Origin of the sequence: Photobacterium sp. Hal280 (assembly GCF_037162255.1) — a bacterium.
In the GTDB taxonomy this organism is placed as follows: Bacteria; Pseudomonadota; Gammaproteobacteria; order Enterobacterales; family Vibrionaceae; genus Photobacterium.
In genome coordinates this window covers 470,438-497,429 of record NZ_JARLUO010000001.1, presented here as the reverse complement: position 1 = coordinate 497,429, position 26,992 = coordinate 470,438, and the positions used below count along the sequence as shown (strand labels likewise).

Sequence of the window (26,992 nt, the reverse complement as noted above, 5' to 3'; positions counted from 1 at the left end):
GGTTAATGTTAAATAAATCTATGAGTTAATTTTAAGACGTCTTCTAAGTGACACACTTGCCCCAAATAAAATTGTCGTGAACAGAAGCAGAGAGCCGGGTTCAGGAACTTGATACGTGCCGTCGAAATACAAATCGGTGTCATAGTGGTCGGTTAAATGCAATCCTGGGCCATAATCTTTCAGGGTATAGGTAAAGGATAAAACAGAGCCGTCTGAGAACTCATCAATGTTAAATCCCAGCGCCAGGCCATGTGAAAAGAACGCTTGAGTCACCGAATTGTTGAGGGCTAAGCCGTAGTAGTAAAAGTTTCCGGAAAGGTCATAACTGTCGTTGATTTCCCAACTGTCGGCACTGTTGCCGGCATTATAGGCATAATCATCATCACCATAAAAATCAATGACTGCATCTAATACACCGACAATGTGGACATCAGTAAAGTTATTGCCTGAGTTATTTTTGATCTCCCACTGTAATGTGCCGTAATTATCGCCATCAAGTGAAGATGTAAAAGAGGTGACAAACTCGTAGGGGACATCGCTGTAGCCGATACCGTAGTTGTCTAGCGGTGTGTCCACATAAACATCTGTATTGTTGGGAGAAAAGTAGCTGGAAAACGCAAATATGTCGACCAGACCTGCTTGTGAAGTTGAGGATAACAAGAGACCAGAGACATATAAGCCAGTACGAACAGATCGAAATGTAGATGAGATTTTCATGATATACCCCTGCTTGATTAGTATTTAATTATCTCACGATAAACTCATGCCAAATTCATGCCGTTTTCATTCTGTATGTTAAGTTGTTGATTTGAATGTCTTGTTTTTTGGTTTCAGCTTGTTTGTTTTTGTGGTGTAATTTTTTCTGACAGTGATTATTCTTCAATTTTTTTTGTGTCGTTATAATCAGTCATGACTGTATTCTTTTTATTTAATTCATGAAGTTCAAGGGTTTGTTCTTGTCGTGTGTTGGTTTTTTCTACGGAGTGGCTAATAAAGTCATCGTAAAGTGAAGAAAGGATGCGACGTATTATGTTTTCAGCCTATTGTAATTTATATTGACTGCGACAATGGCGAGCAGGCTAAACATTTTATTTTCAATTGTGACGAGATCACAGTTGATAATGGTTACTATTTTTGTTCTTGTTGTGTTCATTATTTATTGTGTGTTTTATCGAATAAATGTGCTTGGTTCTGGGGGGGAATAATACAGTCAGTGTACAGTTTGTTATTCTTTGCTGCATGATGATCTGGCGAAAATTATTGATGCCATTTCATTGCGGGGTGAAAGGCGGAGCGAAGGCGAGCTTTTCTCTGTGCATTATCCTGCAGGACTTGTTTGTCAGTAGCCCGACAATCCCACTAACCCTGCTGTAACAAGCCATGTCAGAGGCTGACAATCATTGATTCAGCGACAAAAAGACCATAATAACGAGTGCTTATCGCAGCCTGACTTACTATATTGAGTGAAGTATCCGCACCTTCAATACGTATTCAAAACGATAACAACGTAAGGCAAGGCGATGACAGGCAGGCAAAACCGGTTTCTCGAAGGTCCCATCAACAAAGCACTTATCTCGTTAGCGGTGCCCATTATTCTGACCAATATTCTTCAGTCGGCTTATCAGCTGACAGACGCATTTTGGGTCGGACGCCTAGGGGCATCTGAAGTGGCCGCGGTGTCTGTCAGCATGCCTGTGACCTTTCTGGTGATTGCGTTAGGTTCAGGGTTAGCCATGGCGGGCGCAACGCTATCGGCACAATACATGGGGGCAGGACGCCGGGACAAAGTGAACCATGTTGCGGCCCAAACCATGCTGATGGTGGCAGTCACATCTGCGGTGCTGGGGCTTACTGGCTATCTGCTCTCACCTTATTTCCTGACGTTGCTGGGGGTGAGTGAAAAGGTCTATGGTGATGCGCTCAAGTTCATGCACGTGTCCTTTATCGGGGTGATTTTTGTCTTTTTGTTCGCCATGTTTCAGTCTCTGATGCGGGGAATCGGGCAGATAAAGATCCCACTGATGATTGTCTTCGGCACTGTGATCCTCAACTTCTTTCTGGACCCTTTGTTTATTTTTGGCCTAGGGAATTTTGAAGGGCTGGGTGTAATGGGGGCAGCGCTGGCGACCCTGGTCACTCAGTCCATTGCTGCCATACTGGGCCTGACGGTATTCATGCGGGGCAGGCACGGAATACAGCTGGAATGGCATAACTTCAAGCCCGATTTTGCCTATATCAAAAAAGCGTTTTTACTTGGGGTGCCCGGTTCAGTCGAACTGTCTGCCCGTGCCTTAGGAATGATCATTCTGTCGTTTCTGGTCGCGAGTTTCGGCACAGTGACAATTGCCTCTTATGGCGTGGGTTCCAACCTGCTACAGTTTGTGATGATTCCGGCTATGGGGCTGTCGATGGCAGTATCGACCTTGGTGGGTCAGAACATTGGGGCGAACCAGATTGAGCGGGCTGAAAAAATCACTTTGCTGGGTACGCTGTGGGGTTTTCTCGGTCTGACGGTAATCGGCATCGTTTTCTATAGTTTCGCCCCAAACCTGATTGCTGTGTTTATCCCCGATGATCCTGAGGTGATCAAAGAAGGAGCTCACTTTTTACGGACGATGTGCCTGACCTGGGGCGGTATTGGCGTCCAGCTTTGCGTCGTTTCCGCGTTTCGGGCGTCGGGCAATATGCAGAATGCCATGATGGTGGCACTGGTGTCGCAATGGATGGTGCAATTTCCTTTGGCGTATGTGCTGTCAAAACACACGGCGTTACAAGATAGCGGGATCTGGTGGTCTTTTGCCGTGACCAATGTGGTGGTCGCTCTATTTGCGTTTTGCTGGTTTAAGCGCGGGACCTGGAAAAAGACCCGCCTGACGGAAGAAGAGCAACAAATCGTGCATATCACGGATGAAGCCTTCATTGAAAAAGGCAATCAATAGCTCACTGTTACTCGCGTGCAGTTAATCGATAGTACGCTGCTGTTTAAACTGCTGCGGGGTCAGTTTGAAGGCCAGCCGGAATGCTTCAATGAAAGCGGAAACAGACTGGTAGCCAATCTCATGGGCTACATTCTGCACCGATAAACCCTGCTCAAGTAATGTTATGGCCGTCATGAGCCGCAGGCGCTGCCGCCATTGCGGAAAGGTCAGTTGGATTTCTTTTTGAAACACCCGGGACAATGTCCGCTCGGTTGCGCCGGTCTGACGGGCCCATTGCGCCAGTGTTTTTGTGCTGCCGGGATCACTCAGCAGCGCATCGACTATCGGCGCAAGGCGGCGATCTTGCGGCATAGGCAACTCCAGTGAACTGTCTTTTTCAGCGTTTAACTCATCTTCCAGTACTGCCAGCAAGCGTAAGATGCCGGGGGCTGCGCTTGAGCGCGCAAAACGGATTGCCTGAGTTTCAGGATCAGTTCGCGGAAAAACGGCGTCACTTCAATCGGCTGGCTGGACGCTGGAACTTGCTTTAAGCACTCAGGGTTCAGGTACACGGCGATAAAGGTGGTGTCCTGCTGCGCCCTGGACTCATGCTGGGTGTGTGCCGGGATAAACAATGCCCTGTGGTGCGGGATGTAGAAGTGATGCGTGCCAGTGCTGCATTTCAATAATCCCCTGGATGGAAAAATAATCTGATGCCATGGGTGCTGATGCGGTTTGTCGTGAAAGCCTTTGGCCATGTTCAGGGTATTGATCAGAAGCGGTTGGCACGCATAGGTCGCGATCAGTGTATTGCCATCAGATGTTGCATATGTCTTTTTATCGATATTTTTTGTCATATTGTCGCTACCTGACCGGATCGTTTCGCGCATAGTATGGGCTGTGTCATTGAAACTCAAATACAAAACGCAAAGGAAAAGCAATGAAAGTACATTTTGTTATGCATGAAGCGTTTGAAGGACCAGGCGCTTTATTACAGTGGATTGATCAGCGTAATTATTCGACATCCTATTCGCGTGTTTATCTGGACGAGGTGTTACCAGAACGCGGTGATGATATGGATCTGCTGATTGTATTGGGTGGCCCGCAAAGTCCGGCAACCACCAGAGAAGAGTGCCCGTATTTTGATGCCGCGGCGGAAATTACGCTGATTAAAAAAGCGGTTGCGAGTCAAACGCCCGTGGTCGGGTTCTGCCTGGGGGCACAACTTCTCGGGGAAGCGTTAGGTGCGCCGCATCACCGGAGTCTGGAACCGGAAGTAGGGTGCTTTCCTATTGTGCTGAACAAACACGCTAGACTGGATCGCAAGTTTGAAGGGTTTCCGCCTGAGCTGGTTGTTGGCCACTGGCATAATGACATGCCGGGACTGACGCCTGAATGCCAGGTGCTGGCAACCAGTCTGGGCTGCCCGCGCCAGATTGTGCGTTATACCCCGTTAGCCTATGGCTTCCAGTGCCATCCCGAATTTACCCGCGACTCAGTGGAAGGCCTGATCAGGCATTCTGGTGACGATCTCAACAATCATGAGAATAAGCCATTCATCCAGACCGCAGAGCAACTGCGCAATGCCGATTACAGTGAAATGAATCGCGCCTTGTTCAGTTTCCTGGATGCGCTGGTGGCTGAGTCGCGCCGTGAGTGAAATTGAGCGAATTCAGGTAAGCGTCTGCTGAAGCCAGGTCACAAACTGCTGAATTGCGGCAGTTTGTCTGTGTCTGCCAGGGATGACAGCATAATATTCAAGCCCTGTTTTTTGTGATGACGCAAAGGCAGGGTGTGGTATCAACCATCCTTCGCTCAGGGGTTGCTGTACCAGTAACGTACTGATCAATGCGATGCCCTGACCGGCTAATGCAGCCTGGACCGTATGACTTTCCTGATCAAAATACCGGATGTTCACAGATGCAGCAGCGGCCGGCGTTAAGCTTTCCAGTGAAGGTTCAATGGCCGGTAAACCGGCATTTTGCCATCGGGTAGTAAAAATGGTGGCATTTGCTGCTGTTTTTACCTGCTCACAATAAGAAGGCGAGGCCAGGTAGCTTAATGTTTCTTTGATCAGCAGGACAGACTGTGGATCCGAAACCGGACAATGACCATAACGAATCGCCACATCAAACCGTTTGTCGTGCTCGATATCTTCTTTACTTTCCCCGGTTTTCAGAACGACATCCAGATCAGGATGCTGTTGCCGAAAGGCTTCCAGTCTGGGCACCAGCCACAAACTGGCGAAGGCCGACGTCGTGCTCACGGTTATTGTGCTGGCCTGACGACGTATGTGATTCACGCCTGATTGCAGCTGTTTCAGCGCCCGGTGGGTGTAAAGCAGTAATTCTTCGCCTTCCCGGGTTAACACAACCGATCGGGTTTGCCGTTCAAAAAGCTGGGTATCCATTTGTGCTTCCAGTTGCCGAATCTGATGAGAGATAGCAGTTGGCGTCACATATAGCTCAGTAGCGGCATCTTTAAAGCTCCTCAAACGGGCGGCTGCCTCAAACGCACGAAAGCTGTTGAGAGAGGGGAGATGGGCGAACATTCACTATTCCTATAGGTGAGTTTTATTCATCTGTGGGAAAGTATATCCCTTTTGTCATCGCTGTCACTTCAGGCCAATAATATTCTCTGACCACAACTGACGATGGAACAGAAGGATAAGCCGGATGACAATTCTACATTTAGATGCCAGTGTACGCAGGACGGATAATCCCGTGTCGGGACATAACTCAATTTCTAAACAAATCGCGGCTTCTTTTATGGATGCATGGCTGACGAATGCACCACAAACTGCTGTGATACATAGAGATATTGGTATCAATCCGCCCGGGTTCATTAGCCAGGACTGGATTGCAGCGGCTTTTACTCAGGAGATAAACCGGACCGCTGCCCAAAGGGAAGTGCTTGCATTATCTGATGAATTGATTGCAGAAGTCATGGCGGCGGACACCATCCTGATCTCGACACCCATGTATAACTATGGCCTGCCTGCTGCACTGAAAGCTTGGTTTGATCAGGTCATACGCATCAATAAAACTTTTTCATTTGATCTGGCGCGTGGCGATTTTCCTTTGTCGCCGACGTTAGCCGGGAAAACACTGGTACTCATTAGCTCGACCGGTGAATTTGGCTTTGAAGCCGGCGGAGTCCGCGAAACGATGAACCACCTTGGCCCGCATATCCGTGTGATGAGTCACTATTTGGGGGTGGAACAGACTTATGAAATCAGTGCCGGCTACCAGGAATTTGCTGATAGCCGCCATCAGGCATCGCTGAAAGCGGCCTATTCAGAGGCTGAAAAACTGGCGCGGTCACTGTCTAACCGAGAGCCAGAACATTCGCTGAGCATGGCTACAGATATTTGAACGTCCAATCGGTGAAATTTTGCTGATGCGTTGATTGGAGATGACACGAAAAGCCACCTGGCGACAGGTGGCTTAGGTAATCAGACTTTTTGATCGGTAACTTTTCTTACGCGCCATTGAGACAGCCGGGCTGCCAGAAACGTGTTGCCGGGCTTGAGCAGAATAATGAGCACACCTGTCAGGATCAGCCCGGCAGAGATAACCTGTAAAGCGCCGATATGCTCGTTATAAAACAGATATCCACCGAGTAAGCCGAATACAGACACCAGTAAGTTGACAGGAGCGACTGTACTGAGCGGGTACTTCACCAGCATGCGGTTCCAAATCCAATAGCCAAATACCGTGGTCGGATACGCCTGAAAAAGTACCGAAAAAGTGGTGTAGGCATTCCAGCTGTCCATGGTGGTGGCGATGATATCTGTCCCATTTAGTGTCAGAGCAAAGACCAGTAAAGGCAGAGGGGCGAATGCCATCCCCCAGATACTGAAAGCAAAGGGTTGCCGGGTACCTGATTTCTTCACTAATGTACTGACCAGACTCCAGCACAATGCAGAGATCATCACGAAAGCCACACCTTTGAATGTGATGGTGCCGTCAGTGGCCATCAGAGATAAAGCCAGCCCGGTAAACGCAAACAGCGCACCCATGAGTTTGTGTATTGTGAACCTGTCGCGAAAAACCAGATAGCCAATGAACAGACCAAAAATGACATTGGTCTGCAGTAACACTGAGGCCATGCCCGCAGACAGTCCGGCTGTGATTGACCAGGATGCCATCCCCCATACACCCACGCCAAACAAGACGCCGTAACTCACCAGATAGCGCCAGGCGACGTCGGGTTTTTTGATGAAGAAAATCAGCGGAATTGTCGCAAGAGTAAATCGAATTGCCGTCATCAGCAGGGGATCAGCCTGACTGACGCCCAGTTTGATCACAGAGAAATTGATGCCCCAAATGAACATCACGAATAAGCCCAGGCAGGCATCTTTAAATGTCATGCGTTGTACTCCATGGTTGATTTAACCAACATTGTGGATTACCGTCGCAGAAAGGTGCAGATACAATTTTAAATAATAAAAAGAGCACAGTTTATGATTCAAGCCGGAAAGGGTACGCCATGCGGTATAAACAATTAGCCGAGCAGTATATTGCCGATATTCAGTCAGGTTTGCTGGTCGCTCAGGTCCGTATGCCGTCTTTGCGCCAGTTTGCCCGATTACATCAGGTCAGCATGACCACCACCCTGAATTGTTACCAGCATCTGGAATCTCAGGGCTGGATCGTCGCGAAACCACAATCCGGGTATTACGTCGCAAAGCGCTCCACCTTGCGTTTACCGGATATGGCCCAGTTTGAAAGTCAGCTGGCATCGGCATCTGACTATTCGCTGGACAAGGGGAATACGCCGGACAGTCAGTTCGCCGGTCCGCTGGGTTATTCCCGTTTTGAAGTCAGTGAGAAACTGACCCGTCAGTTGGAACAGAGTTTCCGGCGTGCAAACAGACGTCTGGGTGAAAGGTTGAATTTTTATCCGACTCAGCAGGGCGATGCGATGTTGCGCGGTGTATTGTCTGCACATTTCGCAAATTACAGCTTTCATTTCACACCGGAGCAGCTGGTGATCACGCATGGGTGTATGGATGCCATACGCACGGCCATTGACGTGTGTACCCGTCCTGGCGACGCCATTGCTGTCAGTTCGCCATGTTTCAACGGACTGCTGACCTTGTTACGGGAAATGTCACGAAACATTGTGGAAATTCCGTCGGTGGCCAGCGGAATCGATCTTGACCAGTTAGCGCATCATATGCAGCAAGGGACGGTTCAGGCTGGCCTGTTTTGCACAACGCATATGAATCCGCAGGGGATTACGATGTCACCGGCACAAAAGCAACGGCTGGCAGAGATGGCTTCCCGGTATGAAATTCCTGTGATTGAAGATGATGTGTACATGGAATTGCCTCACAGCAGTACAGTGCCCTTGCCTGCAAAATATTACGACAAAAGTGGCTATATCCTCTGGTGCGGCTCAGTCTCTAAAACATTGGCGCCAAGTTATCGTCTTGGTTGGTGTTTGCCGGGGCGCTATCTGAAGCAATATGTTAGCAAACACGGCGCGGGCTGTTTTGGCGTATCGTTGCCGATACAGTTATCGATAGCCGATTTTATCGACAGTGGTCAGTATGCCCGCCATTTGAAAACACAAAGGTTTGATTTGTTGCTCCACAAACGGCGGTATTGTGATTATTTGCAGCAACGTTTGCCCGAGACGGCGCGTATCAGCGATCCTGCTGGTGGGCTGGTTCTCTGGATACAGATCCCCGGTATCGATGAGGAAAAACTGAAGTCTTTGTTGTTCGAATCGAAACTGGATGTTCGGTTGGGGGAGTGTTTCACTTTGCGGGAAGTGTACCGGGACAGTCTGCGGATTAATATTGGTTACGCACTGCCCGAACCGGATGAACCGGATAACCCGGCTAAGTGTGCTCTGGACCATCTGATTTCAGTCATTAACCGGGCAATGACAGACAAGTAGCGGATCCATCTGAACGTATCACATGCCAAACAGTGACATTGCGGAGACATTCTCCCGTCAAGCCTTGTATAAGATCGCGCATTAATTTTTCTGAGAGAGTTCAATGATCAGGAATGCATTGCTTCCGTTGTTCATCGTGGCGCTGCCTGTCTGCGGACAGCCGGAATCACATCTGGTCCATCAACAATGGCAGGCATTTTCTGATCGTATTTTGCCAGTGCAGGGCGGGCATCAAATCAGCCAGCAGTCGTTGAATCAGTTTCCCCAGGAATTGCTTTTACCTGCCAGTCAGTACCCGGATTTAAAACGGTTCAGCTGGGCGCAGATAGAAAGACTGTACCACATTCATCACCATTGCTCTGAAGACGAAAACGAGTTAAGTGGCGGCGCAGATTGGCGCAGAGCCGTGCAATTTGAATTGATCTTGTGCCGCGAGGGTAAACTTCCATCGCAATGGAGTCAGCACCTATCCGAGAGACATCCTGCCGGTGGCAGCTATGCAGACAGATATGTGAATTACTTGAGAGCGAATCATGATGCAAGCGATGTGAACGTATTTCTTCAGCAGCATGCCAACAGCCTGACGCTTGCCCATCCGTTGCATCCGTTCCATGCTGTATTCGCCTCGCTTTCCGAAACCGGTCAGTCGGCTATTCTGGGGGCTCGCGCTATTATCTGGCGAAAAATGGCCGCTTGTGGCGCAACACTCTGACGGGCATAGACGTCCTAAGCGCAGATCAATGGCAACCCATCGCGAAAAAGGTGGGTATCAGTCTTACCCGGTCTACTGAGCAGCTAAACCAGAGTTGTCCCTTTCAGTACAGTAACTTATGCATCGAGCCTCGTCGTACCAATGTGCTTTGGTGGCAGAGCGGCATGATTAGTTTGTGTGTCATTATTTTAGGGCTGTTATTCAGGCTGGGGCTGGAGCGGCGGCGGGAAATGAAAGAACGGCAGTTTATCTTGCAATTGCTGACGCACGAACTGCGAACCCCTATTACCAGTCTCGGCTTTACGGTGGAGCAGTTCAGAGATGAATATGATCACTTGAATGAGCACAGTCAGCATGCGTTTTACCGGCTGCTGGGTGATTACCAAAGACTCTACCGACTGACTGAAACCAGCAAGGGGTTTCTCAGCGGGCGCCAGGAAGCGGGAATCAATACGCAAGACGCACTGTTTTCAGAGTGGCTGGAAAGCATCACCAGCCCGTATGACGTGCAATGCCGGATCGACGGAGACTGTATGGTATCGCTGCCTTATTACTGGCTGGGTGTGTGTTTGGATAATCTTTTGCGTAATGCTGTGTTACATGGCAAACCCCCGATCTCACTTCATGCCCGGATCTCTGGCCGTGTGCTTATCGAAGTGAAGGATCAGGGCATTTCACCTGCACTATGGAAAAAGTGGTTACTGACTGAGAAAGGGCAAGGTATGGGAATTGGGCTGATGATCGTCAAACGTATTATGCGCCGGATTGGTGGACGTCTGACTCACTTACGACATCCAACCAGGTACATTCTGGAGCTTCCTTTATGAGCCGGATTTTGATGAGCCGGATTTTGCTGGTTGAGGATGATGTACTGCTGGGCGAAGGCCTTACGATGTATCTGACCAAAAACGGTTATCGCTGTGATTGGGTCAAAAAAATAGCGGATGTGGACAAATACTGGATGAAGGCTGATCTGGTTGTATTGGATCGCCAGTTACCGGAAGGCGACAGTGTGAAATGGCTGCCTGGCTGGCTGTCACTGAAAGCTCTTCCTGTGATCATGTTAACGGCGAAAACCGATGTCGATCACCGTATTGAAGGGTTAAGTGCCGGCGCGAAAGATTATGTCATCAAACCCTTTGCGCATCAGGAACTCCTGGCCCGGATTCAGGCGCAACTTCGCCCATTAGGTGAAGTCGAGATCCACTATAAAAACCTTGTGGTGAACCTGTCAAATCAGACTGTCATGATGAATCAGCAGAATGTTCCTCTGAAACCGAAAGAGTTTCAGCTGCTTGCGCTGCTGGTTCAAAATCCGGGACGGGTGTATCACAGGGATGAACTCTTGAACAAGGTGTGGGGATATCAGGCATTCCCCTCGACCCGGACCGTCGACAACCATGTTCTGCATTTGCGGCAGAAATTTCCCTGTTTGGCAATTGATACCGTCCGCAGCATTGGCTATCGGTTAACAAGGGAATAACCAATGCGATTTATTAGCGCTAAAGGCATGGCCTTTTCCCTGTTCATCGCCGTTTTTGTGTGTCGTCCTGCGTTCGCCTCTGATCAGGTGCAGGCAGGCAGTACAGCAGCCAGTGGCTGGTTTATGCCTACGCCATTACAGCGGGTTTATCAGGCTCTGGCCGATCAAAATTTGCGACTGGCATGGCAGGAGTTACAGATAGTGCTCCAGGACAGTCAAGCAACCGTTGGCCCGGACCTGTGGCGACCTGTTTTTCAGCAACTGATGAATCAGTCGGATTGTGGGCGCAGGCTGAGCGAGTCTCCGGGAGCAATGTCAGACTGGGTTGACCAGCCCCGTATTTCGCTGTCCATACAAGATAAAGTGAATCTCAGCCAGAGGGTGTATCAGCTGAAACTCGCGGTTGATGGTGTCAGCCAATCAGTGGCAGTGAGCCTGACCGATTCGCGGGGCAATCAATGGCTCTCGGGGGTGACCGCCGCGCCAGAAGCGGGCTATAGCGAACTGGAAAGCCGGGAATGGTTTCAATCCGTACCTGACGGTTACTATCAGTTAACGCTTGGTGAGAAACATTATCCGTTGATCCTGGCTTCACGGCAGGAAACAGAAAGTGATCCAGCGATTCAATTACAGCAGGCAGATAAGAATACTGCCGGGGTTTTCGTGTTTTCACCTGATCTCTCTGCGGATAGAAATGCATGTCAGAAGCAGAGATTGCAGTGGCAATGGTTCGACAGTGACTATCAACTGGCCACTCCTGCTGAAACCATCGTATTGGATGCTCAGGGCTATGGCGTGCCGCCCCACGATAAGCCGGAAAATGCGAATTGGCTCAGTGCCGTCGTGGCAGACAGTTATTTTCAGGGACCGATTAAAATTGAAAACGTGCATCGGCTGACTGTGCCTGTCAGGTACATTCTGGCTGACTGATTATCCATCCTGCCCATGTGCGCGAATGAAGACATTGGGGTGACATTTTAGCGTTCGGGGTCTTGTGTAATACCGGCGTTTATTAACCCAAGGTATCAAGATGAAGAACCCCATTTCATTGATAACGGCGCCTGTGAGGCATCCGTTTGTTCGCTTGCAGCCCTGTAACGCGATATTACTTTCAGCGATGTTGAGCATGCCTGTTGCTACAGTGGCTGCTGAAACGATTTCATTATATGACGGCCATCAGCAAGTCGATATTGACCCCGAAACCCTCGCGATTGTATGGCAAACGGACGGGCTGACTTACGATCTGAACCAGGCAAGTGCCACGGTCAATGGCGAAAAACAAGGGGTCAGCCAACGGCAAAATGCTCAGCGTGATAAAGCGTCATGGTTGTGGCAACCCAGTAATATCAGGGTGACAGCGCAATTAATTTCAGACGATGTGAAGCTCCAGTTTCAGCTGCTTTCCGATGCCGGTATCACTCGGCGTCAGCCTGTAGTATTGAACTGGTTTGATTTGCCGGAATCATCAACCACCGAGCTGTTGCTCCCCTTGAATGAAGGGATCAGAATACCGGTGAATCACAGGCTCTGGGCGAGGTATTTGCAGGATGAATATTCAGGCAGTAACACCACTCAGGATCTGAAAATGCCGTTCTGGACTCAGAAAGTACGGCAACAGACAGACCGCCCAGTGAGTCCGGACAACGAGAGCAAGCTTGCGGCGCCGGCCAGATACTTTTCTTACCTGCTCGTGAATCCATTTAATAATGCATTGTTATTTAAAGAGATAACGAGTAATACGACGGAAGGCTCACCGGCTGTTGATATGGTCTCCAGCCATGATTTTACCCCGCTCAACTGGCAAGATCCCTTTCAGGTCATAATACATCAAGGGGAAGGTATGCTCTCAGGTTCCCTCCGGTACAAGCGCTGGCGGGAAGCACAGGGGGAGAGGGTCAGTCTGCGTGAAAAAGCGGCCCGCAATCCGGATGTCAGCAAAATCATCGGTGCCAGCCATGTCTACTTTTTCGGTAGCGATGGACTGTCGCAAAGTGATGTAACCGACTGGACTGGCTTGCTGCACTGGTACGCGCAACAGTCAGAACTGAGTGCTTTCGCAAGTCGTGAAGCTCAAACGCAATTATTGTCACGGACAACAGACCAACAGCCTGTCATGTTGAATCATTATCAAAAGCGCCTTCTGGTCGAGTCTGTGAATCATTCTCTGGCAGCGCTGTTTCCTTTTAGCCAAGATGCTGGCCCATGGGAGCAAATTACCGGTCAGTTTGAGGCGGTTCAAAAAAGGAAAGCGTATTTAGCACGCCATGCGGGCCGGTTTCTGATTGCACCTGAGAGATGGGGGCAAAGTCTGTCTTTGCCTGTACTTGAGACCTTCAAGCAGGCCGGGCTGGAGAAATTATGGCTGGGCCTGGACAATTGGTTACCTGCCTTTTATCAGCCTGAGGTGATGAAGCAGGCAAAGGATGCGGGATATCTGGTTGCGACATATGATTCTTATAATACGGCTATCGATATAACGGATAACGAGAGCTGGTTAACCGCGCACATTCCGCAATCAATCAGAAAGCGTTGTGCCATTGAACGCAGCGATGGGCAGCATCAGGCAGGGTTTCGTGGGCAGGGGAATTACCTCAATCCCGGCTGTGACACAGATTATGCGAAACAGCGTATTTCACGCATTCTTGAGCTGGGGCAGTTTAACAGCCTGTTTCTGGACGTTGATGCAACAGGGATGGTGCGTGAAGATTATTCCGACAGCAGCCCGTTGTCTGCACCGGGAGATGACAGTGCGGCGACCCGAGGCATGTCTGAGCGGGCAATGGCGAAGGCATTTAATGATCGATTGGAGTGGGTGAGTCAGCAAGGGGTATTGCTGGGTTCTGAAGATGGTAACAGTCTCACCAGCCAAGGCGTGGTGTTTGCGCATGGCATGGAAACCACGGGGTTTGGCTGGACGGATAAAGAGATGAAACAAAACCGCCAGTCCCCCTATTATCTGGGTGCCTGGTATCCGGATCAGAAACCGGCGTTCTTTTTTAAACCGGCAATTGTGAAGGAGCCGTACCGAACCTTGTTCTTCACGCCCGCTTTTAAGGTGCCTTTATATCAGGCGGTGTTTCATGATGAGTTGATCAACAACCATCACTGGCATATGGATAGCCTGAAGTTTTCTGATGTAAAAGGCATCCGGGATCTGACCAGCATGCTGTATAACACGCCGCCCATGGTGCATTTAACCCGAGATGAAGCCAAATCTGTAACGTCGCCGAGAATCAGAGCATTACAAGATTACCAGCAGGGATTTATGCCATTGCATCAGGCTCTTTGGGATAAGGCACTCATCGGATTTGACTGGCTGAACAGGGATGGCTCTTTGCAACGGACAAGATTCAGCGATGGCAGTCAGATCGTGGCAAATTTCAGTCCTCACGCGGCTCAAGTTCGCGCAGACGGTCAGGTTGTAGCCTTGCCTGCGATGAGTCTCCGGGCTGAGATCTCACAGGCGGATGGTCAGCCCCCGAAGGTGATTCGCTGGCGATCTCAGTGAATCACGGTGAGTGGATGGCGTGAATAGTGGCAGCCGGACAGGCTGCCACACAAGTTGGTTCAGCGGATTATTGCTGTCTCAGAATATACTCCAGTGCGCCGACAATGGCAGCCACCTGGGCGTTGTTACACTCGCTTGGCGTGACGAGCGGGCTGTCCGGGTACACTTCCGTGGTGGAGCTGTACTGACAGTCTGAAAGACCGGCACACAGGCCGAGCTTTTTCAGCGGATAATCAATCACGCCTTCCTGAGAAACCGGAGAACCGATGATGTTTCCTTCGTCATCAGGCGGGGCAATGTGGGTGACTTTACGCACTTCATCGATGATGGCTTTCTGGAAAGCATCATGCGGGTTGTCGGTGTCGCCCACCACGTAAAAACCGTCAGGAATGCTGCCGGGTTTGTACTCAACACCATCACGCGCCGCCAGAGCCGGGCGGAATTCGGTTTCGTCTGTGTCTGTGGTTTCATGCAGATCGATATGAGCCAGAATCTCCACGCCCTGGTCTTTGACCATCTTCATCAGTGCTGCCGATTCTTCCGCCGGGCTGTTGGCGTAAAAAGAACGGTTTGGATCGATCGCATTCGGGTTCCAGCGGTTAATCGTCTCGTAACCCCAGGGGCTGACACAAGGGGCAACCAGGATGTTGAAATACTGGCTGTAGTGCTGGGCTTTTTCATCGACAAACTGCAGCGCGCCATGAACACCGCTGGTTTCATAGCCATGCACGCCACCGGTCACCAGAATGGTTGGTTTCTGTGCATTCCAGGAGCGGGATTTGATGACGAACAGCGGGTACTTCTCTGTGTCATAAGACAGAGCGCCATACTGAGAGACATCAAAGCGATCTTTCAGCGCGTCGATTTTTGTCACGACTTCGTCCAGATAGGAACGCTTGATGGTGAGCTGAGCCAGCCACTCCGCTTTTTCTTTCATGGACCATTTCTGACCCGGAGTGCCAATCGGGTAGGTACGCTTACTGCTCATAGCTGTCCTTATTTCATTCTATGTTTTCAGGCGTCAGAAGCTTACTCCTCCTGAAGCGTGTGTTCAATCACCTGACTGCAAGAAGATATTCTCCATTCAAAACAACAGCTAAATCATTCATCAGTGCTATTGCGGCAGTCAGTAATGACATAAATATAGCTGCAACCCCAGTGCATTGCCGTACCGGAGAGAAGAGACATCAAAGGAAAGTGAACAGGATTGGGATTGCGTGAAAAAAGCCCCTGCAAGTCAGGGGCAAACGTACACATGCATTTCCCAAAAACATGGAGAGCTCCACTTTAGCCCGAACAGCAAAAACCGGCTTGATGCAGATCAATCGAAGTCGCTTATCTGCATTTTGTGTCCTTCGCTTGAAATGATTATCGTCGGACCGTGAATGGATCAGGTTTATCAATTTTCTAAAGCAGCCATGGTGACTGACACAGTAATGGTTTAGTCTGAACAATGTTTACAGTTCAAGTGTTTAATAAATATACAGTTCAGTTCAATCGGACCCATGAGGCAACAGCATTATGATCACATTGCATCACCTGAATAAATCACGATCCAAGCGGATTATCTGGTTGCTGGAAGAGCTGGGGGTGGACTATCAGATCGTCCCCTACCAACGCGACAGCGCAACATTTCTTGCGCCGCCAGAGCTGAAAGCAGTGCATCCATTAGGTAAGTCACCGGTGATTGAGGATGATGGATTGATCGTCACTGAATCCGGGGCGATTACGGAATACCTGATTGATAAATATGGCGAGGGGAAACTGGCACCTGAGCGCGGCACTGCTGATTATGTTGCTTACCTGCAATGGATACATTTTGCGGAAAGTTCGGCCATTCTTCCTTTGCTGTTGAAGATGTTCGTTGACAAAGATGGCTGCGAAACCAACTTTCTTGCCGGGTATGCAGAAGGGGAAATTGCCAAGGTCATGGCGTATGTCGATCAGTCACTGGCCGGCAAACGTTATCTGGTGGGGGATTCGCTGACAGGGGCCGATATAATGATGTCATTCATCGTGGAAATCCTGCATACCAGCGGTGCACTCGCGCATTTTCCTCACATTGCAGCCTATGCGCAGCAGTTGGTGACCCATCCGTCGTATCTGAAATCAAACGAGATCGAAGCCGCCCATGGCTAACGCTGGCTGACAAACTGCGCTTCCCTGAATGAATACAGAGGAGCGCAGTGTGATTCATTCTGCTGGGGTATTTTTTTATCAATGGTTGCTGCCAGACGAACGGCAGCCACGCCCAACCCGATGAGCAGGAAGGGGATGGCTGCTGCAGTCGCTTCAGCCCAGGCAGAATAAGCGATATCTTTCATCAAAACGAAATGGCCTAACACGACCAGGAAGACGCAGACAATGGCGATATAAATGAATTTGACTTCGTCTTTAACCTTAGTAGTTCTTTCCATGCTGTGACCCTTTAACAAGCGAGAGTCACTATTTCATCACAGCCGCGGTTTTTCCTGTTGATACAGTTGATGCACTATTTTACCGAACAGTAGTTTATGGCAGCACTTTGCCATTGAGACACACTTTAGCCAACTGGCCGAGAGTCGACATCGCAGCCAGGTTTGCTTCATTCATCTCGTACGAATAGTTGAGCCGGATATGCCTGACATCGTCTTGCCGGATGTTAAATAACGTCCCGGGAGCCACTGCAATGCGCTTTTCCAGTGCCAGTTCATAAAATGTGCGGCTATCAAACGGAGCTGGAAACGTCAGCCACAGAAAGTAGCCACCTGCGGGATCCGTCACAGTCGTACTGTCCGGAAAATAGCGCCGTATCGCGTCTATCATGGCGATTTTTCTGTCTTGCAACGTACTGCGCAGTTTTCGTAAATGGTTGTCATACCCGCCATGAAGCAGGTAATGGCTGATCCCGAGCTGCACAGGTACACTGCTGGAAATGGTCGATAAAAATTGCTGCTTTTGAATGGCTTCACTGTGTTTGCCTGCCACGACCCAGCCGATACGGAATCCCGGTGACAGGCATTTGGAGAATGAACCACACAGCAGCACTTGATCCTGCTGATCGAAAACTTTGGCCGGAACAGGTTTTTCCGCTGAAAAATACAGTTCTGCGTACACATCGTCTTCCACCAGAAACACCTGATGCTGACGCAGAATGTCTACCAGCGCCTGCTTGCGCGCTTGGCTGAGAGTATAACCAAGCGGGTGCTGAATATTGGTCATCAGCCAGCAGGCTTTGATCGGATAAGCGGATAATTTTTCGGTGAAGTCGTTCAGATCCAGGCCGCCGTCCGAACTGGCTTTGATTTCTACCGGGATCAGCTTCAGCCGCTCGATGGCCTGAAGTGCCCCGTAAAATGTGGTCGATTCAACCGCGACATAATCACCGGGTTGAGTGGCAAACTGTAAGCTGAGATTCAGTGCATCCAGGCCACCGGAGGTGATCACTATGTCATCCGGTCCAACCTGTAGTCCTTGCTGTACATACCTTTGCGCAATGATCCGACGCAGATCATGGTTGCCGGGCGGCAGGTGCGTTAATGCACTTCTGTTGTCCATTTTGCGCGATGCACTGGACAGGCTGCGGACCAGTTCCTGTTGTGGAAACAGACTGGAGTCGGGAAACGCCGAGCTGAAAGGCACGATATCGCAGTCTTTAGTGCGCTGAAAGACATCAAACAGTAAATCATTAATCTTGACCGGCGCCTGAGGGGGTTCCGGCAGCGAAGTGGTGAGCGCCTGAATGTTAGGAGCGACAAAATACCCGGACTGCGGTTTTGCCACCAGCCATCCTTCACTTTCCAGCAATTGATACGCCTGCAACACAGTCGCCGTACCGTAGCCGGTTTGGTGGCTGCTGGCTCGCACTGACGGCACTTTTTCGCCGGAACGCCAAATCTGTTGGCGGATTTGTTGCCTGAGATCATTAGCAAGTGATTGATATTTAGTCATTTGGTTCGCTGCACCGAATCGAAGTCCAGAACATATCATGCCAAAACGGTAAAGCAAGCCAGTTTGTTGCTTCCTGAGCAGAGGCACATGACTCAATGTGAGCCCGGCAACAAAAAGATCCAGGCAGTGAAGTCGGCGGCAGTACAAAGGCTAAGATCAATATTTCATTGTCAACAAACTGATAGATAAGTGTCATCCATATTTAGATTCTCTGTCATACAGACCATTTAGCATCATCAACTGATAGCTGGACTAGTCCAGTTTACTTCATGGAATAGAGAAAAATAAGGATTAAACATGTCGATCAAAACCAGGCATCTGGCCAGTATTACGGCTATCTTGCTGACAAGTACCTTGCTAGCGGGTTGTAATGAGGGCACTGAAGCCGCTAAAGAAGATGGAAATGGCAATGGTGGTGTAGGCCAGATTGGGAAGGAGCTGGCTATTCCGCCGCCGACCGCATTCACGCAAGTTGCTTTTACTATTTATCCGTATTTGCAGCAACCTACCGCAAATAGCATGGCTGTGTTGTTTGAAACGGAAGACACGTCCCCGACGGTTTGGGTCAGGCCGGCAGAGACGCAAGATGAATTTACTCTTGTTGAGCCTGTTGCCGTGGACAACACGCATTTATACAGCGCGGCAATCAACGGATTAAGCACAGATACGCGCTATGAATATTACGTGGTCAGTGGCGATGGCAGCCCGTCAGGTGTGTCGGCTGTATCTGAGCGTTATGTGTTCAAAACCTTTCCGGCGGCCGGGACAACTCCCGCCCCTTTTCATGTCGTAGCCATCAGTGATACACAGAATAACAGCACCCTGGGCGCGTTGAACGATCTCATTACCAAAGGCATTATTCCAACGGTGTGTCAGAGTCAGCCGGAGCAATGTGCGTCAGAGATTGCGGCGATTACGATTTCCGGCGACATAGTCAACAGCGGCGACAGCATGTTGCAGTGGCGTCGTGATTTTTTTGACCAGATGAAAGCCATCACCCCTTATGTTCCGCTGGTGGCTGTTCCCGGTAATCATGATTTTTACGGTAATCCTGAGCTGACCAATTATCGTCATTTCTTCCAGCAACCTGAAAATGGCTCGGCGGGTTATGAAGAACAATGGTATGCACTGGATTACGGTAACTTACGTTTGGTCGGGTTGAACAGTTATCCGATTTCCAAGAACCACGGTAAATTTAACGCCGAGGTTCTGGGGATACAGCGCCAGTGGCTGCGTGAGTTGCTGATCAATACTGAAGCCGATAATCACGTCGATTATGTCCTGAGCATGTTCCATCATCCGTGCCTGTCTGAACTCTGGCTCTCGGGCGAAAGTATCGGCAGTTGCGAGATGGTGGCAGAAATGGAAGATTTTTCCCGATCAAGCGGCAAGATAACGGGCCATTTATTTGGCCATACCCACGCGTATTCGCGCGGACAGTCCATGGATACCCGGCACCTTTGGCTCAATGCCGCAACTGCGGCGGGCTATCGTGAAAAAATCAATGATGATAACTACTACCAGACAGATACCCGTGATTACGATACCTTTGCCATCAGTCAGAGTGAGTTCGGGTTTAACCTGCTGACGTTTAATCAGCAGAATTCTCCTTCCATGCAGCTGACTCGCTACACTGCCACTGTGGCCTCGAAAGGGGGCGGTTTTGCCAGCCTGGATGATACCTTTACTGTGTCCGATACCCTGACGATGAAAGCCAGTCCGGCTGTGCCAGAGGCGCCACAAGTTCTGGCCGGTAACGGTAATCACGCTTTCAATCAGTTGAATCTGGCAATCAGCCATCCTGATCCTGGCGCCATTTATGAAGTGCAATGGCAACTGAGCACAGCCAGCCAGTTTGATTCAGCGGTTTTTGATATCTGGGGGAATCAAACCCGGGCGCACAACATCTGGCCGATGCAAGATGGCAGTATTCAAGGGATGCCGACAGATACGCAGGCGGGCGTTGATCTGACGACAATCAATCTGGCTGATTTCTCAGGCCAGCTCAAAATGGGCAATGATGAAACTTACAAATGGCAGAAACGATCGTCAGAACATTCCCATGATTCGTACCGTGACCCGTTCAATGGCAGCTCGGCACCTGTACTGACGTTATTCCCGGGAGAGACCTGGTACTGGCGTGCCAGAGTGCGAAATGACAATCTGGGCTGGTCTGACTGGAGTGACACGGCGACATTAGCCATTGATGCCGGGACGACAACCGCATTACCTATTCAGAATGGCGGCGCGGAAGCACAGGATCTTTCAGGCTGGACAGTCGAGCAGGGCTACTGGCGAGTGCTGCAGGACATCGACAATATCACGGCCGCAGAAGGGGACTATTACTTCAGCGCCCGCCCGAATGATTCCGCTGCGGGTAACGCGCCCTATGATGATTTGAGTCAGACGTTGGATGTCAGTGCCTTCAGCAGTGTGATTGATCAGTCTTCCGCATTTGTTCGGCTCAGTTTTAACAGCAATGGCTGGGGCGACGGCGATCATGCCGTCATGACGCTACAACCGATGGACAATAACGGAAACGCCATTGGTCAGCCGACTGTGGTTAAAACCGAGAGTAAGAAACAAGAATGGCTGAATAACGCCTCAACCCTGTTATTACCTGTGGCGACCCGAGAGGTGAAACTGACACTGCGTGCAGTGAAAAAAGCAGGCAGCATGGCAGATGTTCATATTGATCATGTGCAGCTCTCACTGACCACGCCTTAACGTTACTTCTGCGCAGGATTGTACTTAACGGCATCTTGACGATGCCGTTATTGATCGGCTGACGCTGACATCAGTAACCTGGCTCCCAATAAACCCATCAGAGTGCCAGCGACACGGCAAAATCCTTTTTTGGCTTTGAGATATAAGCGTTGGGCGCGTGTCGTGGAAAGCAGCACGGCGACGATGGCATACCAGCCAAAATTTGTCAGGAAAACACCCAGACTTAACAATAGTGGAGTGAGTGAGGGCACCTCTGCGGGCAGTAAAGCGGCAAATACACTGCTGAAAACCATGGCTGTTTTGGGGTTACTGAGCTGAGTGGTTAAACCAAAGAGAAAGGATGAATATACACTTTTCGTTTTAACCGCCGTCACGGCTTGAACATTTGGTTGATCCCCTTGCTTCCAGATACGCAACGCCAACACGCACAGATATAAGCCACCCAGTAGTTTAAAGGTCAGATACAGCTCAGGCACTGTTTTGAATAATGTCACTAAGCCAAATGACGCAAGCAAGGCAAAGATAAGAGCGCCAGTTCCCATTCCCAGTGCGACAGAAAACGCCTGCCTTCTGGATGCAGACATGGCCGTTTGAGCCACGAGCAGAAAAGAGGGGCCGGGCGTCATTGCGCCCAGTGTCAGCAAGGTCAGAATAGGTAAAAGGAACACGTACGATTGCATTTTTCCTGCTCCAGGTTCAGCGGTACAAACTGAATTTACCGGTAAAGGATTTCAGCGTCTCTGTGTCACCGAACAGGCAGATCCCCAGGTATTCTAATTCACTTTCCGGGGTTTCCTTTGTCCACGCTTGCTGAGCAATGGATCCACCCTCAGTCATGGTGTGTGTGAAATCGGTAAAAGCAATTTTATGCCGGATGGCTTCCTCTCTCACTTTGCGGATTTTGTTCGAGTTATCTGCTTTCAGAACAATAAACGGAAAATGAGACAGACTCGGATGGCAGTTGCCATCAGCATCATAGTAATCAATATATTCAGTTCCTTGCTGATTAACCAGATGAGAGAGTCCGGCACTCAGGTGTCCCAGTACATTCAGTGTTCGTCCTGCATCCATTTTTTTACTTAATATTGCAATAAAGCGCTTTTGATCTTCGTCTGGCAAGCTCATTGATGCGTTTCCTTATGCTCTCAATATTTCTCAGCAAGGTTTAGGCTGTTTTTCTGTTTCGCAACAAGAAAAACAATATGCATATCTGCTGATGAAGCGTCAACCCAATAGCAGACAATTGTTGGAAGCGCAGGAAAATGCTGTGCGGTAACAGCAAGATGCAGAATTGAATCTCTATGCTAGTTTTATTCTTATCTGTTTACTTTTGTTCTCATCACTGTAAGAAAAAGTAGCCTTAGTGGCAGACGGTATGTCAGTGCATTGGTGTCCCGGAGTTTGTCAGACATCATTTGTCTTATATTAGCAATCGGCTAAAAGGAAATGGTATGAAATTCAAGTGGTTGAAATCTTGGGTGGCATTGGGCGGTATACTGCACGCCGGTGGGGTACTTGCCGCAGATAGCTCTGCCGCTCAAGCGAATAACCCTCTGGCAAACATGACAGCGCTTAACTTTCAAAATTACTACATTGGAGAGGTCACTGAATCTGACGAGTATGCGAATCAGTTTTGGGTACGCTTCGCCAAGCCGTTTTCTGTCGGTGAAACAAAGTGGATCATGCGCGCATCTTTGCCCGTAAACACTTACCCGACAACGCCAACCGGTGGTCATCAAACCGGTATGGGGGACTTCAATGTTTTTGCCGCATACCTGATGGATACGGGGAATCCCGCGGTGAGTTTCGGTATTGGACCCCAGCTTACGGCTCCCACAGCAACTGAAGACGAATTGGGTAGTGAAAAGTGGTCTGCCGGTTTGGCCAACGTGTTGTTTAATGCCAGTTCACCTTTATTCCAATATGGTTATTTGCTGACCTGGCAGGGCAGTTTTGCCGGAGAAGATGCGCGGCAGGATGTCAATGCCGCCGCTTTTCAGCCGTTCGCCTTTTATCAATTGGGTGGCGGAACTTATCTGAGAGCTGCGCCAATCTGGGTCTATAACTTTGAGAACGACAGTTATAGCGTGCCATTGGGAATCGGTGCGGGTCAGGTCATTAAAAAAGGCAACACAGTGTATAACCTCTTTGTCGAGCCGCAGTTTTCGGTAGTTGATGATGGTCCTGGCTATCCGGACTGGCAGGTTTTCTTAGGGTTCAATATGCAATTTCTTAATTAAAGATGCTCTTATCGGCGAATTCGCACGTGATGTTGAAGTAGCAGATATTTAAGAACAGGGCACGCATTGAGTGCCCTGATTTATTCGCAAGATTCTAGTGGTCATGTTGCCTGTGCCGGGTGTCTTCACCGGCTGTGATAAACAGCATGTGCGCCGAGTGTGCTACTTTCGCTGTGTGCCATATACCTTTGGGGACAAACACGTATGAGCCAGGGGATTCTAACCTGACGTCTTGTATTCCTTCCGGCATTTCTAGCTGAAAGATCGCAGATCCTGATAACAGGATGACAATTTCATCGCCTTCAGGATGCACTTCGCTGCTTGACCAGTCAGACGTAAATTCGTGCAAACTGACCAGAAATTCATGATGAAAATCACCAAGCTCGCCAGCCATTAAGCGAGGCCAGAAAGTGTCATTCATCTCAAGTAGCTCAATACTCGCGTCGTTTCTCAGCCGAATCGAACTGCCGGCAAGGTGTTGTGGCTGCTTTCGCGTCATGTTGATTCCTTTCTGATTGCATGCATTTCAAATGTTTTGATGACATGAAAAAAAGATAGCAGATATTCATGACTCGTCTTCGGCGGGACTAGGCTTCCAGCTCAAAGGCTAACGCATCGTCTGGCGTAAAATTGCTCTTAAACGTAAAAGCAAATGGGCTGTCGCCCTTATTTCTCAGGTAATCAAGGCGTTCTTTGGCTTCTGCAATGGTCGGGATATGATCATCCTCTACCCACCACAGCACATACGTATCTTCCGCTGAACGATGAAACCACTCCGCCTTGCGGCGCATGAAGTCGCGGTGATGGGTCCGGAACATAAAGTTTTTCAGCGTATCCACCGACTCCCAGACAGACATGTTGATTATCATATTGGGGTCGTCGAATGCCTGGATACTGGTTGCATCGCCGGATTCATCCTGAAGTCGCCAAATAAAACCTTCGCTGTTTTCTGCAATGGCATTCACCGGATCCAGATTATCGACAAAATCTTTGATTTCAGGTGCATCCATGGGGTATTTGGCAAGGGCGATGTTCAGTTGCGCTAGTTTCATGCTTCTTCCTTGAAAATGGTTAGCCAACACTGGGTGTTTGTCTTTGATGTTGCTCGTCATTGAATCACATCAACAGTATGTTGAATAGTGATAAGGCATTCGCTGTCAGGCGATGCCGGTATACAAGCGGCTCCAGCCAAGCAGCAGGCCAGCAGCGAAACCGGCCCATACCAGAGTTGCCAGGCCCAGTGTCCAGAATAGGCTAAACCGATAACTGAAGGAGTATACGGCGATCAGATAAGCGGCATAGGGAATTAAGGAGTACAGACTGAACAAAGTGGTCACTCTCAAATCCGGCATGGTTCGCTCTGTGCCAATAATATAGTGGGCAATTAAGGCAAAAGTTGGAAATAAGGGCACCAAACCTGCAATGAAAAAACTTTTACTCTTAGACAGTATCGCAATCAGCAGTACAGCTAACGCCCCCCAGCAGACACTTAAGAAACAGGGATACCATTGAAATCAATCCATCAAAAAATGAGATGATAAGCTTTTGCAATAAAAATACTGTGAACAGTATTTTGTTTTTATCTCTAGAGTAAATATTCTACAATCAAGGCTTGAAACTGGACAGCCAGACTGTATAGATATTTTTATTACATTATTATCTATGTTTTTTAATGGATACAAAGTGATGTATCGCTCTAATAGTAATGGAGCGCCAAAGATTTTATTGTTAATGACAGCTTGCCACTGAAATCGGGTTTTAATTTTTGAGATCGATTACATTGTTGTATTTATTTTTACTGCGTTGTTTTTGATGGTTTTTTGTTTTTATCCTGATGGGCGATATATCTCCTAATATAGCGATTTACTGATATGTTATTTGTCTTTTTTATTCGGGATATTTAATTGAATGAATAAAGAGAGGCATAAAAATAAGTTATTGACTTTATATTAAATGCATTGATATAACGGCGTTGCATATGAGTGCAACTTTTATTAGCTACAGATGATTTTGCATTGATGCAAGCCAGCATTTCTATAAGAAGGTCTCAATGAAAAAACAAATAACGCCTTTATTAATCTTATTACCTTTTGGTCATATAGCGTCCGCTGCTGCACTGGAAACCAGTGCGTTTTATCCGGAGGAAGTCGAAATTCATTACAATCTCGGTCCTGAAATCTGTAAAGCCGATTTCCGGCCAGTGACGCGTTCAGAAGCACTGCGTTTTCGAGATTCGATCATGAACAAAATCGGAAAGTGGTCTTATGTGACTTTAGCCGATGGCTGGGTCATTATGGGGCCCGGTTACATGGGTGAAATTAAACAGGGAACCGCCAGCCATACCGCTTGTTATCCTCTGAACGCCGATACAAACATTTTATCTTTCCCTGCGATTTCCATTGATGAAGGCTCCAAAGAGCGTGTTGAATGGACATTGCTCAATGATCAGGACGGTTTTGTAAAACCTGCCGCGTATCTGGCTCACCATATGGGCTATGCCTGGGTGGGTGGCCCGAAAGGAAGCCAGGTTGGCGATGACATGAGAGTCTGGTGGGATGGTACCGAAAGCGCCTGGAAGATTCGGGGGAATGATGGCCCGTGTGACGGATACCGCTGCCAGGATATGACCACCATTAAGGCGAAAAACTTTGCATACACCATGGATCCGGCTTCATTTAAAATCGACGGTTCTATCGTGAATTCAAATAGTCAGCTGGTGAATACGATCACCTCGACGGCGGTCAATAAAACCAGCATTCAGCAGCAATACGTCATTGATATCAGTTACAACACGTCCACCAGTTGGTCACAGAGTAATGATTACAGCTTCAGTGAAAGTATCGCAGTTTCCAGCACGTTCAAAAGTCCTGATGTCACAGGTGGCGTAGATAAATCGATTTCCGTGACTTTTGGCGCGACTCAGGCATGGGGAAGCACCAGTGGCGGTGAAGAAAGTAACCGAGTAACGATTCAGGCAAGACCGGTTGTACCGGCCAATAGCGCACTGAAAGTGTTGCTGAACGTGTACCGGGCAGATATCTCTTATCCTTACGTCTTTGACGCGGATGTATCGTATGAGCTGGGTTTTGATGGTTTCATGCGCTGGTCGGGCAACGGATTGCTGTGGCACCCGGAAGACAGACCCGATTTTAATACCAGCTTTGCGATTGGCCGTTTCGCCGGCAATGAAAAGAGTCTGGAATTCCAGTGGGATCACCGTGATATTACGGGCATGAACAAAACCTGGGACTGGAACTGGATCGCCCAAACGGCGGGTTCTTATGACACCCGTTATTGGTTAGGCAAAGTACTGGCACCGAAGAAAGCACGCGTTAAAGGCCAGTTTTACGCCGAAGATCAGTTCACCGGCGAGCTGTATTTTGAAGAAATAGCCCTTCCTCAGGGTGACTCAAATACCGCCACAATGGAAAAGAGCATTCAGGATCAACTCGAAGATGCCGGCCTGAAGGATGTACAGGTCTCTGTCAGAAAGGCCAATACCGGGGTGTAATACTGTGTAGCCCCAAGAAAACAACCGGAAATCCCAACGGGGTTTCCGGTTTG

The 26,992-nt window shown here is 49.0% G+C and carries 25 protein-coding genes and 1 pseudogene; 13 read left to right on the top strand and 13 right to left on the bottom strand.

Annotated elements, in window-relative coordinates; all coding sequences use genetic code 11:
• Positions 1-18 precede the first annotated feature (18 nt).
• Positions 19-717, bottom strand: a complete 699-nt coding sequence (locus P4S53_RS02435) for a PEP-CTERM sorting domain-containing protein (RefSeq protein WP_337111215.1) — start codon at positions 715-717, stop codon at positions 19-21.
• Positions 718-1,520: 803 nt separating this feature from the next.
• On the opposite strand from P4S53_RS02435, the gene P4S53_RS02430 reads away from it, so the two are divergent.
• Complete coding sequence (locus P4S53_RS02430) at positions 1,521-2,939, top strand: MATE family efflux transporter (protein WP_337111214.1); 1,419 nt, start codon at positions 1,521-1,523, stop codon at positions 2,937-2,939.
• Positions 2,940-2,960: 21 nt separating this feature from the next.
• Here P4S53_RS02430 and P4S53_RS02425 read toward each other — a convergent pair whose 3' ends face one another.
• Together P4S53_RS02425 and P4S53_RS02420 are read right to left on the bottom strand one after the other, a co-directional pair.
• Complete coding sequence (locus tag P4S53_RS02425) at positions 2,961-3,290, bottom strand: helix-turn-helix domain-containing protein (protein WP_337111213.1); 330 nt, start codon at positions 3,288-3,290, stop codon at positions 2,961-2,963.
• A gap of 32 nt (positions 3,291-3,322) precedes the next feature.
• Positions 3,323-3,775 (bottom strand): AraC family ligand binding domain-containing protein, encoded by a 453-nt coding sequence (locus tag P4S53_RS02420; protein ID WP_337111212.1) that lies wholly within the window; start codon positions 3,773-3,775, stop codon positions 3,323-3,325.
• An 83-nt stretch (positions 3,776-3,858) separates the two neighbouring features.
• Here P4S53_RS02420 and P4S53_RS02415 point away from each other — a divergent pair, with 83 nt between their 5' ends.
• On the top strand, positions 3,859-4,578 hold the full coding sequence (locus tag P4S53_RS02415) for a glutamine amidotransferase-related protein (RefSeq protein ID WP_337111211.1): 720 nt from the start codon (positions 3,859-3,861) through the stop codon (positions 4,576-4,578).
• Positions 4,579-4,590: 12 nt separating this feature from the next.
• Here the strand turns inward: P4S53_RS02415 and P4S53_RS02410 are convergent, their stop codons facing one another.
• Positions 4,591-5,469 carry a LysR substrate-binding domain-containing protein gene (locus P4S53_RS02410; RefSeq protein ID WP_337111210.1) on the bottom strand — a complete coding sequence of 293 codons (879 nt, stop codon included), beginning with the start codon at positions 5,467-5,469 and terminating at the stop codon, positions 4,591-4,593.
• Between the two features lie 124 nt (positions 5,470-5,593).
• Here P4S53_RS02410 and P4S53_RS02405 point away from each other — a divergent pair, with 124 nt between their 5' ends.
• Positions 5,594-6,292, top strand: a complete 699-nt coding sequence (locus P4S53_RS02405; protein WP_337111209.1) for an FMN-dependent NADH-azoreductase — start codon at positions 5,594-5,596, stop codon at positions 6,290-6,292.
• Between the two features lie 80 nt (positions 6,293-6,372).
• On the opposite strand, the gene P4S53_RS02400 is transcribed toward P4S53_RS02405, so the two are convergent.
• On the bottom strand, positions 6,373-7,290 hold the full coding sequence (locus P4S53_RS02400) for an EamA family transporter (protein WP_337111208.1): 918 nt from the start codon (positions 7,288-7,290) through the stop codon (positions 6,373-6,375).
• Positions 7,291-7,409: 119 nt separating this feature from the next.
• On the opposite strand from P4S53_RS02400, the gene P4S53_RS02395 reads away from it, so the two are divergent.
• The 6 genes from P4S53_RS02395 to P4S53_RS02370 all read left to right on the top strand — a co-directional run bounded on the left by P4S53_RS02395 (position 7,410) and on the right by P4S53_RS02370 (position 14,531).
• Positions 7,410-8,828, top strand: a complete 1,419-nt coding sequence (locus P4S53_RS02395) for an aminotransferase-like domain-containing protein (RefSeq protein WP_337111207.1) — start codon at positions 7,410-7,412, stop codon at positions 8,826-8,828.
• A gap of 103 nt (positions 8,829-8,931) precedes the next feature.
• Positions 8,932-9,540: a DUF3404 domain-containing protein gene (locus tag P4S53_RS02390; protein WP_337111206.1), complete on the top strand. Its 609-nt coding sequence runs from the start codon at positions 8,932-8,934 to the stop codon at positions 9,538-9,540.
• A complete protein-coding gene (locus tag P4S53_RS02385) occupies positions 9,522-10,367 on the top strand; it encodes an ATP-binding protein (RefSeq protein WP_337111205.1) in 846 nt (281 codons plus the stop codon). Before P4S53_RS02390 ends, P4S53_RS02385 begins: the two co-directional genes overlap by 19 nt.
• Before the next feature lie 11 nt (positions 10,368-10,378).
• Positions 10,379-11,023 carry a response regulator transcription factor gene (locus tag P4S53_RS02380; protein WP_337112045.1) on the top strand — a complete coding sequence of 215 codons (645 nt, stop codon included), beginning with the start codon at positions 10,379-10,381 and terminating at the stop codon, positions 11,021-11,023.
• Between the two features lie 3 nt (positions 11,024-11,026).
• Positions 11,027-11,953 (top strand): DUF2861 family protein, encoded by a 927-nt coding sequence (locus P4S53_RS02375; RefSeq protein WP_337111204.1) that lies wholly within the window; start codon positions 11,027-11,029, stop codon positions 11,951-11,953.
• A gap of 196 nt (positions 11,954-12,149) precedes the next feature.
• Entirely contained in the window at positions 12,150-14,531 is a 2,382-nt protein-coding gene (locus P4S53_RS02370) for a glycoside hydrolase (RefSeq protein WP_337111203.1), read from the top strand.
• Positions 14,532-14,598: 67 nt separating this feature from the next.
• Here P4S53_RS02370 and P4S53_RS02365 read toward each other — a convergent pair whose 3' ends face one another.
• Positions 14,599-15,519 carry a M14 family metallopeptidase gene (locus P4S53_RS02365; protein WP_337111202.1) on the bottom strand — a complete coding sequence of 307 codons (921 nt, stop codon included), beginning with the start codon at positions 15,517-15,519 and terminating at the stop codon, positions 14,599-14,601.
• Between the two features lie 533 nt (positions 15,520-16,052).
• On the opposite strand from P4S53_RS02365, the gene P4S53_RS02360 reads away from it, so the two are divergent.
• Positions 16,053-16,670, top strand: coding sequence for a glutathione S-transferase family protein (locus P4S53_RS02360; RefSeq protein WP_337111201.1), 618 nt, complete (start codon positions 16,053-16,055; stop codon positions 16,668-16,670).
• On the opposite strand, the gene P4S53_RS02355 is transcribed toward P4S53_RS02360, so the two are convergent.
• On the bottom strand, positions 16,667-16,948 hold the full coding sequence (locus tag P4S53_RS02355; protein WP_337111200.1) for a hypothetical protein: 282 nt from the start codon (positions 16,946-16,948) through the stop codon (positions 16,667-16,669). The genes P4S53_RS02360 and P4S53_RS02355 overlap by 4 nt on opposite strands.
• A gap of 94 nt (positions 16,949-17,042) precedes the next feature.
• Entirely contained in the window at positions 17,043-18,461 is a 1,419-nt protein-coding gene (locus P4S53_RS02350; RefSeq protein ID WP_337111199.1) for an aminotransferase-like domain-containing protein, read from the bottom strand.
• Between the two features lie 297 nt (positions 18,462-18,758).
• On the opposite strand from P4S53_RS02350, the gene P4S53_RS02345 reads away from it, so the two are divergent.
• Positions 18,759-21,188 carry an FN3 domain-containing metallophosphoesterase family protein gene (locus tag P4S53_RS02345; RefSeq protein ID WP_337111198.1) on the top strand — a complete coding sequence of 810 codons (2,430 nt, stop codon included), beginning with the start codon at positions 18,759-18,761 and terminating at the stop codon, positions 21,186-21,188.
• A 47-nt stretch (positions 21,189-21,235) separates the two neighbouring features.
• Here P4S53_RS02345 and P4S53_RS02340 read toward each other — a convergent pair whose 3' ends face one another.
• Positions 21,236-21,868, bottom strand: coding sequence for a LysE family translocator (locus P4S53_RS02340; RefSeq protein ID WP_337111197.1), 633 nt, complete (start codon positions 21,866-21,868; stop codon positions 21,236-21,238).
• A 16-nt stretch (positions 21,869-21,884) separates the two neighbouring features.
• Positions 21,885-22,313 carry a DUF2000 domain-containing protein gene (locus P4S53_RS02335; protein WP_337111196.1) on the bottom strand — a complete coding sequence of 143 codons (429 nt, stop codon included), beginning with the start codon at positions 22,311-22,313 and terminating at the stop codon, positions 21,885-21,887.
• 326 nt (positions 22,314-22,639) lie between these two features.
• Here P4S53_RS02335 and P4S53_RS02330 point away from each other — a divergent pair, with 326 nt between their 5' ends.
• Positions 22,640-23,428, top strand: coding sequence for a hypothetical protein (locus P4S53_RS02330; protein ID WP_337111195.1), 789 nt, complete (start codon positions 22,640-22,642; stop codon positions 23,426-23,428).
• 94 nt (positions 23,429-23,522) lie between these two features.
• Here the strand turns inward: P4S53_RS02330 and P4S53_RS02325 are convergent, their stop codons facing one another.
• From P4S53_RS02325 to P4S53_RS02315, 3 genes and pseudogenes are all read right to left on the bottom strand, one after another.
• Entirely contained in the window at positions 23,523-23,927 is a 405-nt protein-coding gene (locus tag P4S53_RS02325; RefSeq protein ID WP_337111194.1) for a hypothetical protein, read from the bottom strand.
• An 88-nt stretch (positions 23,928-24,015) separates the two neighbouring features.
• Positions 24,016-24,480 carry a DUF3291 domain-containing protein gene (locus tag P4S53_RS02320; protein WP_337111193.1) on the bottom strand — a complete coding sequence of 155 codons (465 nt, stop codon included), beginning with the start codon at positions 24,478-24,480 and terminating at the stop codon, positions 24,016-24,018.
• A 105-nt stretch (positions 24,481-24,585) separates the two neighbouring features.
• Positions 24,586-24,937, bottom strand: a pseudogene (locus P4S53_RS02315) (GlpM family protein).
• A gap of 541 nt (positions 24,938-25,478) precedes the next feature.
• Between P4S53_RS02315 and P4S53_RS02310 the strand changes: the two are divergent.
• Positions 25,479-26,939 carry an aerolysin family beta-barrel pore-forming toxin gene (locus tag P4S53_RS02310; RefSeq protein ID WP_337111192.1) on the top strand — a complete coding sequence of 487 codons (1,461 nt, stop codon included), beginning with the start codon at positions 25,479-25,481 and terminating at the stop codon, positions 26,937-26,939.
• The last annotated feature ends 53 nt before the right edge of the window (positions 26,940-26,992 follow it).